The 2,915-nt window shown below is 52.0% G+C and carries 3 protein-coding genes; all 3 read right to left on the bottom strand.

Going from position 1 to position 2,915, the window contains the following annotated elements; genetic code table 11:
* Nucleotides 1–175, bottom strand: a 175-nt coding sequence (locus JWG43_RS20375; protein WP_205241987.1) for a transposase family protein, incomplete at its 3' end; no start/stop codon positions are given.
* Nucleotides 176–612: 437 nt separating this feature from the next.
* Nucleotides 613–1,989 (bottom strand): Trk system potassium transporter TrkA, encoded by a 1,377-nt coding sequence (gene trkA, locus JWG43_RS17295; protein WP_205244197.1) that lies wholly within the window; start codon nt 1,987–1,989, stop codon nt 613–615.
* A gap of 188 nt (nt 1,990–2,177) precedes the next feature.
* Nucleotides 2,178–2,915, bottom strand: a 738-nt coding sequence (locus JWG43_RS17290) for a cation:proton antiporter (RefSeq protein ID WP_205244196.1), incomplete at its 5' end; no start/stop codon positions are given.

The raw sequence follows: 2,915 nt of genomic DNA, 5'->3' as shown, positions 1-2,915 counted from the left end.
GCTTCGCCTTCCCGAAGGCTTCGATGCCAACCCAATCGTCACTTCCACAAAGCATGCCGCAGATGGCAATGATAATGATATCGATCAGTTTATGGGCACTCCTTCCTGTAATCCGAGGATCTTTCAATGTCGAAAAATGAGCTACAAGTGTCGTGTTGTTGAAATCGTTTTCCATAGTCCCCCCCGTAAATTGAGTTGAGGACTATAGCAGCTTGGTCAAGTAATCAATGCAAGTGGCCTCGGTAGTGAAGCGCGATTCGAATTCTCTCTGTGATTTTGGATAGTCCTCCTCCATGGAGTGAGGATACTACAAGTTGTGGTCACTTAAGTAAAGCGGATACCCCAGTTATATTATTATCTTATCCTGAACGTACGACCTAAATCGAATTATTGGAATCTTGATGCGATTGCCCTGAAATCATGACTGATTTCACCGTGAAAACCAAAAGCAGACCTGACCCCCTGTTGATCAGGTGGCCGCAAATCTAGAAAATTTGCGGACCTCTATCGAACCACAAAGCGGATCAGGGGTGCTGAGCAATTAGAGCAACGTGCCGCGGAAACACGGGCCATCAAGAGATGATCTGTTCGATGCTCAAAAGGATGGGAACTTCAGTGATTGAACAGCTTGCAAGCGAAATAACGATCCAGCTTGGTGCAGACCTTGGGCATGGAAAAGACGATCAGATGATCGTCGGCCATCAACTGTGTATCACCGTCGGGGATGATTACGTTCTGGTTTCTGACGATTGTACCCACCAGCAGGCCCTGAGGAAAACCCGCCTCGGAGATTTTCTTGCCCACTACTTCGGCTGAAACAGGCAGGACCAGTTCCATGGTTTCGGCAACTTCGTCCTGCAGCAGGGAAAGGGCTAAAACATCATCCCATCTGGTATACTTCAGGATCTTGGAGGCCGTGATCAGGTGAGGGTTGATGGTTTCGAAGATTTCCAACGCTCCGTATATCGGGGCATATCCGATTCTGGTAACCTCGGTGATCACTTTTTTCACTCCCAGCTTCTGTCCCATCATCGAAGCGACCATGTTAGTGCGATCGTCGCCGGTAGCGGCCACTAGCACGTCGGCCTCCGAGATTTCCTCTTCGTTGAAGTAGGAGAGATCCGTCCCGTCCCCCTGCAGGACGATGGTCCTGCTCAGTTCGCGGTTCAGTCTGTCAACTCGTTCCTCATCTTTTTCGATGAGCTTGACGAGCAGCGAATGTTTGGTGTCGGATTCGAGAAGAGTGGCGAGGGAATATCCTATCTCCCCTCCTCCCAGTATGACTACGCGGTTGACCCGGGTTTTAGTGCGGTGCAGGTACCAGCTTGCCTCGCCCATGGCCTCGGTTTTGCCGATGAGGTAGATCTTGTCCCCCGGACTGAAGGTGTCTTTTCCGCCGGGCAGAAGAAAGTCGCCGCCCGTCCTCTTAATCCCCACAACAATGCACCCTTGGGGCAGGGAGAGTTCATGCAACGGCTTATTGGCGATCTCGGCGTTTTCTGCCAGATGGACGGCCATGTGCATCGCCTTCCCGTCGGCATAGTATTCCACTTCCATGGCATCGGGGAAGTGGATCCTCTTAGCGATTTCCCTGGCCACCGTCTTTTCTGGACTGATGATCAGGTCTATACCCAGCTGGGTCTGGGTCAGGCCTCTGGTGTCAACGTCGATACTGCCGGCGCTTTCCGGCTTCCGGACCCTGGCTACCGTGTACTTTACGCCAAAGGTCTTGGCGATCATGCAGGCGATGATGTTTACTTCGTCTGACTCGGTAACCGCGATGAGCATCTGGGCTGATTTGATTCTGGCTTTCTGCAACACGTCCAGGTTGGCTCCGTTCCCGTTAATGACCGGGAGATCCAGTGTTTCCCCCAGGGTCTTCACGGTTGCAGGGTTCCTGTCCACGACCACGATGCTCTGATTCTTATGGTTGAGGCTTCGAGCCAGTTCATAGCCGACGTCGCCTCCGCCAATGATCACGATATGCATGCGGTACTGCCTCCACGTGGTTCTTTTCCATCCACCGTTGCGCCCGGGATTTCCGGGCTCCATGCTCGATGCGGCGGCAAAGCCGGTGAGCAGCACGGCTTGACGTTGTCTCGTTTCAGGATGGGGTGCGTTGTCTTCCAAATAAGAATTGAAACATCGATGATAAAAAAAAACAAGACAAAGGAGGCTCATTTTTTTCTGAAGAGGTCCAGCTTGTCGGCAAGAACGGGTGCAATACGGAACAGGTACACACCGATGATGGCGGTGATCACGATGTAAATACCGAGGAACACACGCAACATTGCGTCAGCCAGGGCCGCGATGACCACCGAGAACTCACCTCTCGGTGTCAGGGAGAAAGCAGCTCTCACGGCTCCCTTATAGGAAAGACCGTACATTCTTCCACCCCAGAATCCGACGAGCAGCTTGGCGACTATGGCCCAGAATATGAGAACTACCAGAGCCGCGGGCGAGATGATCCCGGTTCCGAAGGTGATGGAGGTCCCGAACCAGAAAAAGAAAAAGGGCAGGGTCAGATCCTTCAAGGGCATGATCAGCCTGCTCAGGTCCTTGGACATCCCGGTTTCCGAAAGCATCACGCCGGCCAGAAAAGCTCCCAGAAGCTTGGAAAGGTCCATTGCTTCGGCGATTCCGGCAAAAATAAGGGCTACGGCCATGGCGAGCAGGGGCATGAATTCCTTGTTGATGTACCGATTGACGAAGACGTCCAGCCGGCGGAAACCTTGGTAGGCGAGTAGAATGGAGAATGCAGTGACCAGGAGAACCTTGAGGAAAATAAGGAGTCTAGCAATAATAACTTGTACATTTTTTGTTTTGCGTTGACGATTTTTTGACTGTATAGTCGCAGCATGGACAACCTTGCCATGCTCCAGCAAAAATATCAGCTTTTGCGGCCCCATCTCGAC

This window comes from Desulfobulbus alkaliphilus (assembly GCF_016918545.1).
GTDB lineage: Bacteria > Desulfobacterota > Desulfobulbia > Desulfobulbales > Desulfobulbaceae > Desulfobulbus > Desulfobulbus alkaliphilus.
Note: the sequence above shows the minus strand (reverse complement) of the source record. Positions and strands in the feature narration are given on the sequence as shown.